The sequence below is a fragment of the Streptomyces hirsutus genome (genome assembly GCF_001418415.1).
GTDB lineage: Bacteria > Actinomycetota > Actinomycetes > Streptomycetales > Streptomycetaceae > Streptomyces > Streptomyces hirsutus.
This window is the reverse complement of the sequence record NZ_LIQT01000356.1, coordinates 1-6,670: the sequence shown is the minus strand read 5'-3', so window position 1 is coordinate 6,670 and position 6,670 is coordinate 1. Positions and strand designations below refer to the sequence as shown.

Annotated in this window: 3 protein-coding genes; all 3 read left to right on the top strand. The window is 74.1% G+C overall.

Annotation, left to right across the window (positions count from 1 at the left end):
• Positions 1 to 221: 221 nt before the first annotated feature.
• Positions 222 to 1,346, top strand: coding sequence for a hypothetical protein (locus tag AOK11_RS25535; RefSeq protein WP_055596077.1), 1,125 nt, complete (start codon positions 222 to 224; stop codon positions 1,344 to 1,346).
• A gap of 48 nt (positions 1,347 to 1,394) precedes the next feature.
• A complete protein-coding gene (locus tag AOK11_RS25530) occupies positions 1,395 to 2,171 on the top strand; it encodes a TIGR03936 family radical SAM-associated protein (RefSeq protein ID WP_055596076.1) in 777 nt (258 codons plus the stop codon).
• Positions 2,172 to 2,432: 261 nt separating this feature from the next.
• Complete coding sequence (locus AOK11_RS25525; protein WP_055596075.1) at positions 2,433 to 6,656, top strand: Rne/Rng family ribonuclease; 4,224 nt, start codon at positions 2,433 to 2,435, stop codon at positions 6,654 to 6,656.
• Positions 6,657 to 6,670: the final 14 nt, after the last annotated feature.

Genomic DNA, 6,670 nt, shown 5'->3' with positions numbered 1-6,670 from the left:
TCCGCACCGCGGGCATGGCGCGCGGCACAAAGGAGCAGATACAGCACGATGAACGACCACCCTGCCCCCACGGGCGCCATGCCCGCGGTGCGGACGGGCCGGTGGGTTCGCGCAGCGGTGACACTCCAGAGCCGATTTCTACAGCATTGTAGATTTGCGGGTGTGTGCGGACGGGGTGGTGCCGGTGCATCCGAACGGCCTGCCGGGGCGTCCTCACTGGCATGGAACTGGAGAAGCTGGACGCCGGGACACCGGCACCGCCCGTGCACCGGCCTCACTCGCGACAGCCGAAGGCGGCGGCGGGTGAGGGGTGTCTGGTCGTGGCGGTCCGCCTGCCGGTGCGCGTCGTCGTGTTCCTCGTGGTCCTGCCGGTGCGGCTGGTGTGGGACGCGTGTGCCGCCGCCGCGCGGTGGCTGGACCGCGCCGTGTTCCGTCCGCTCGGCCGGGCGCTGCTGTGGGCCGGGCGCGCGGTCTTCGTGTGGCCGCTGGTGGGGCTGTGGCGCCATGTCCTCGTGCCGCTCGGCGGAGTGCTCGCCCGACTCGGGAACCTGGTGGTCGTCGTGCCTGCCGGGTGGCTGTACCGGCACGTGCTCGTACCGGTCGGGCGGGCGCTGGTGTGGCTGTACGCGCGCGTGCTGACGCCCTTCGGGCACGGGGTGATGTGGGGGGTGCGCGGGATCGTGGCCGTCCTGGCCGCGATCGGGCTCGGGGTGTTCGCGGTCCTCGCCCGGCTCACGCGGTACCTCGTCGTCGTGCCCTGCGTGTGGCTGTACACGTGGGTGCTCGCGCCCGTCGGGCATGCCGTCGCCTGGTGCGCGAAGGGGCTGGTACGGCTGGTGGGCATGCTCGTCACCGGCATCGGTACGGGGCTGTACTGGATCACCCGGATCCTGTTCGTGCTGCCCCTGCTCGCCGTGTGGCGCTGGGTTCTGGTGCCGGTCGGACGGGTGCTCGCCGTCGTCGCGCGGGAGATCTGGGACGCCCTCGGACATGCCTGGCGGGTCACCGGGTATGTCTCGCTCGCGGTGGGGCGGTTTCTGATGACCCTCTTCCGGTGGGCCGTCGTGGAACCGGTGCGCTGGGTGTACACGCGTGTCCTGGCACCGGTGGGGCACGTGATGAGGGACGTGGTGCTGCGGCCCGCCGCCGCGGCGGCGGGTGCCGCGGGACGGGCCGTCCGGCAGTCCCTGGCCTCCGCGCGCCTGACGCTGCGGCAGGCGCGCGCCGACATCCGCCGGGTGCTGGTCGGGGAACAGCGGCCGGCACGGGATGAGAACCGACGGGAACCTATCGCCGGTGACACGCGTACTCTTGGTAGCAGTACGACCGCACTCACGAAGGACTGAACGACACTGGGCAAGCGACAGCCCGAAGGCCCGCCGCCCGCACCCGCGGTGCAGCGCATCCGACTGCGCTACACCAAGCGCGGCCGCCTCCGGTTCACCAGCCACCGTGACTTCCAGCGTGCCTTCGAGCGCGCGCTGCGCCGTGCCGAGGTACCGATGGCGTACTCGGCGGGGTTCACGCCGCACCCGAAGGTCTCGTACGCCAATGCCGCACCCACCGGCACGGGCAGTGAGGCGGAGTACCTCGAGATCGCGCTCACCCGGGAGCGCGACCCGGAACTGCTCAGAACGCTCCTCGACGAGTCGCTGCCCACCGGCCTCGACATCGTGGAGGCGGCCGAGGCCCGCACCTCGGGGCTCGCCGACCGGCTCACGGCCTCGGTGTGGGAGCTGCGGCTGGACGGTGTCGACGCCGAGGAGGCCCGCCGAGCGGTGGACGCCTTCAACGCGGCGGAAACCGTCGAGGTGCAGCGCCGGACGAAGAACGGCGTCCGTACGTTCGACGCCCGTTCCGCGGTCGTGGAACTGGAGAGCGTGGAAACGCCCTCATCACCGGCTGATAGGCCGATTGGTCGGCCCTGTGCGATACTGCGGCTGGTTGTTCGGCACGTGACGCCTGCCGTTCGACCCGACGACGTCCTGTCCGGCCTCCGCGCCGTGGCCGATCTGGCGCCGCCGGTCCCCGCAGCGGTGACCAGGCTGGCGCAGGGGCTGCTCGATGAAGAGACCGGCACGGTGACCGACCCGCTCGCGCCCGACCGCGAGGCAGCAGCGACCGAGCCCCATCCGGCCGGTGACACTGCCACCGCGACGGTGCCGGCGTAAGGAAGGTCCCGCGTAGGGACGGACGTCGTAGCGCCGCCCTCGTACCTCGGGAGCCACCTGGGTCGGGCAGCGCACCCACCACAAGACTTTCGCCAGGCCGTGCGCATTCGGTGTACGGAACCGGTGAGACAGGACACAGAGAGCTCCCGTGCGGCGCCCGCGCCCCGGACGGCGGTAACCGCGCTTCGCGCGAACCGCGGACGTCACCGGCATCGCCGGACCAGGTGCGGCGCCCGGGAGCCTGACGGGAGAAACCCCCGCATGCTCGAACCGACCGAGCCCACAGAGGGCTCCGAACCGAACAGCCCCAGCGACACCCTGCCGCCGCGCCGCCGGCGCCGGGCCGCGTCCCGCCCCGCCGGCCCGCCCGCGACGGCCTCCGGTACGGCGGACGAAACGGCCGCCCCGGCCATACCGGCCGCCGAGCCCGCCGAGCCGCTCGACGAGAACGACGAGCTTGCGGCTGCGGAAGGCACCGGGACCGAAACGGCCGCGACGCCCGAGCCGGTGACGGTCCGGGCCGAGGCGCCGGCCGCCGCGGACGACGCCGCTCCGCGCAGGCGACGTCGCGTGGTGCGCCGCCCGGCCTCGTCCGCGAGCGAGCCGGTCTCGGCGGAGGCCGCCGAGACCGTCGTACCGGCGACCGAGACCCCGGCCGCTCCGGCAGCCGAGCCCGCCGCGGACACCGCGCCGGCCGCGGAAGCGGCCCCGCCGCGTGCGCGCCGTCGTGCCACGCGCCGCGTGACCTCGCCGACGGCCACCGTCGCCGGGACCACCGAACCGGACCTGAGCGCCGCGAGTGCCGAGAGCACCGTGACCGCGGACAGCCCGCAGGCCGCCGGGACCGCGGTCGCTTCCGGCACCGCCGCCCCCGTGGAGGCCGTCCCCGCGGACACCGCCGAGACCGCCGTCGCCGACGACGCGGCTCCCCGCCGCACCCGGCGTCGTGCCTCGCGCCGTGTCTCCGCCCCCGCGACCGCCGAGACGGCGCAGGCCGGTCAGGCCGCTCCGTCCGCCGAGGCCGACGCCTCCCCCGCCGAGGAGGCGAAGGCTCCCGTGAGCGAGACCACCGGAGAGACCCCGAAGATCCCCGCGGCGTCCGAGACCCCCGCGGCGTCCGAGACGCTCGAGGCGTCTGAGGCGCTTGCCGCGGACGACGCCGCTCCGCGCCGCCGTCGCCGTACGGTCCGCAAGCCCGCCGCCGGATTCGCCGAGCCCGCCCGGCCCGCCGCAGGGTCGGCCGGAGCCGCGGAGGCCGGGACGACGAAGCGTCCGGTACGTCCCGCGGTCGCCGTCTTCCAGGCCCCTGTGTTCACCGAGCCCCAGTTCCAGACCCCGGAGCGGGCCGCCGCCGAAGCGGCCGCCGAGGCCGCCGGTGCGGTGGAGCCCGATGAGCCGGAGGAGACCGAGGAGCTCCTGGAGGAGCAGCCCGTCGCCTCCCGCCGCCGGCGCCGCCGCCGGGGCGCTGCCGATGAGACCGAGGCGGCACCGGCCGCCCAGGCCGCTTCCGGCGGCAGCACCCGCACCGAGCCCGCTCCCGACGCCCGCACCGAAGACGGGACGGACGTCGACGAGCAGGCCGAGGACCACGCGGACGACGACCAGGACGAGAACGAGGGCCCCGGCTCCCGCCGTCGCCGCCGCCGGGGCGGCCGTCGCCGCAGGCGCGGCGAGTCCGCCGAGGCCGACGCCGAGGGCGGCGAGTCCGAGGACGACGCCGAGCACGACACCGAGGACAGCGACGACGGCTCCGCCGACGACGCGGAGGACACCGACGAGTCGGCCGAGGACCGTGACGACACGGGCGCCGCGGGCGGCTCCAGCAGCAGCCGGCGCCGTCGTCGCCGGCGCCGCCGGGCCGGGGACGGTGGCGGCGAGGCCGAGGCATCCGGCGACGACCCCGAGCGCACCGTCGTCAAGGTCCGTGAGCCGCGCAAGGTCTCCGAGCCGTCGGACGAGGTGCAGTCCATCAAGGGCTCCACGCGTCTGGAGGCGAAGAAGCAGCGCCGCCGGGAAGGCCGTGAGCAGGGCCGCCGACGCGTCCCGATCATCACCGAGGCCGAGTTCCTGGCCCGTCGTGAGGCCGTCGAGCGTGTCATGGTGGTCCGGCAGTACGGCGACCGTACGCAGATCGGCGTCCTGGAGGACGGGGTGCTCGTCGAGCACTACGTCAACAAGGAGCAGGCCACCTCGTACGTCGGCAACGTGTACCTCGGCAAGGTGCAGAACGTGCTGCCGTCGATGGAGGCCGCCTTCATCGACATCGGCAAGGGCCGCAACGCCGTGCTCTACGCCGGTGAGGTCAACTTCGAGGCGCTGGGCATGGCCAACGGCCCGCGCCGGATCGAGGCCGCGCTGAAGTCCGGCCAGCCGGTCCTCGCCCAGGTGACGAAGGACCCGATCGGGCACAAGGGCGCCCGTCTGACCAGCCAGGTCTCCCTCCCGGGCCGCTACCTCGTGTATGTCCCCGAGGGCTCGATGACCGGCATCAGCCGCAAGCTGCCCGACACCGAGCGGGCCCGGCTGAAGACCATCCTCAAGAAGATCGTCCCCGAGGACGCGGGCGTCATCGTGCGCACCGCCGCCGAGGGCGCGAGCGAGGACGAGCTGCGCCGTGACGTCGAGCGGCTGCAGGGGCAGTGGGAGGACATCAAGAAGAAGTCCAGGAGCGGCGGCAGCTCGAACGCGCCGACGCTGCTGTACGGCGAGCCGGACATGACCGTCCGGGTCGTGCGGGACATCTTCAACGAGGACTTCTCCAAGGTCATCGTCAGTGGCGACGAGGCCTGGGAGACCATCCACGGGTATGTCGCGCACGTCGCGCCCGACCTGGCCGACCGGCTGCAGAGGTGGACCAGCGAGGTCGACGTCTTCGCCACGTACCGGATCGACGAGCAGCTCGCCAAGGCGCTCGACCGCAAGGTCTGGCTGCCCAGCGGCGGTTCGCTGGTGATCGACCGGACCGAGGCGATGATCGTCATCGACGTCAACACCGGCAAGTTCACCGGTCAGGGCGGCAACCTCGAGGAGACGGTCACCAGGAACAACCTGGAGGCGGCCGAGGAGATCGTGCGCCAGCTGCGGCTGCGCGACCTCGGCGGCATCATCGTCATCGACTTCATCGACATGGTCCTGGAGTCCAACCGGGACCTGGTGCTGCGGCGCCTGCTCGAGTGCCTGGGCCGGGACCGTACGAAGCACCAGGTCGCCGAGGTGACCTCGCTGGGCCTGGTGCAGATGACCCGCAAGCGGGTGGGCCAGGGTCTGCTGGAGTCGTTCTCGGAGACCTGCGTCCACTGCAACGGGCGCGGTGTCATCGTCCACCTGGACCAGCCCACCTCCACCGGAGGCGGCGGCAAGCGCAGGAAGCGGGCGCGGGCCGGGGCCGGGGAGCACCTCCACGAGCACGAGGCCGACGTCGTCACGACGGCGGAGCAGGAGGCGGAAGAGGAGACGGAGGCCGAGGTCGCCGCCGAAGCCGCCGAGCCGCTCGCGCTTCCGGCCCCCGAGTACACCCCCGACGAGGAGCTGTACAGCAGTGCCGCCGAGGCGGAGGCGGCGGCCACCCGCGGCCGCGGCCGCCGCCGGGTGAGCCGGAGGGCTTCGGCACCGGCAGGCGCGCCGAGGCGCGAGGAGCGCCGTCGCGAGCCGGCCGCCGCCGAGACCACGGGCGCGGCCATCGCCGAGGAGCCCTCGGTTCAGGTGCCGACGGCTCAGGACACGACGGCCGCGCAGGAAGCCGCGCGTCCGGTGCAGCCGGAGCCGGCCGCCGTGGCGCACGCCGTACCGGTCGCCGCCGAGGACCCGGTCGTCGAGGCACCCGCCGAGGCTCCCGTCGAGGCACCCGCTGCCGAGGAAGCCGCTCCCCGGGTCCGTACGCGTCGCCGGGCCACCCGCAAGGTGTCCGCGCCGGCCGGTTCCCCGGCGGGTGCCGAGACCGCGGTGGTGACGGTCATGGAGACCGTCCCCACGGCCGCCCCGTCGGAGCCCGAGCAGGCGTCCGAGCCGGTGGCCGGGCAGTCCCCGGCCGAGGCGCCCGAGGCGGTGGCCGAGACCGCCGCGCCGCCGCGCCCGCGCCGCCGCGCGGTGCGCAAGCCGACCGTGTCCACCGCGTCCGAGGAGGCGGCCGTCGTGGTCGTCCCGTCGGCCACGGCGGATCAGGCGGCCACGGTGGACCAGGTGGCCCCGGCGGACCAGGCGGCAGCGGTCACCACCGAGGCGGAGGCCGTCGAGGAAGCCGCCGAGGAGACGGCTCCGGCCCGGAAGACCGCCCGCGCGACGGCGAAGAAGGCCACGGCGAAGAAGGCCGCCACGAAGAAGGCGACGACGGCCAAGAAGACGGCCGCCAAGAAGACCGTCGCCAAGAAGGCGACGGCCAAGAAGGCAGCCGTCAAGAAGACCGTGGCCAAGAAGACGACGGCGAAGAAGACCGCGGCAGCGGCCCAGCAGCCGTCGCCCTCGGTCACGGCGTCGACGGAGGACTGATCAGGGCCCGCCCC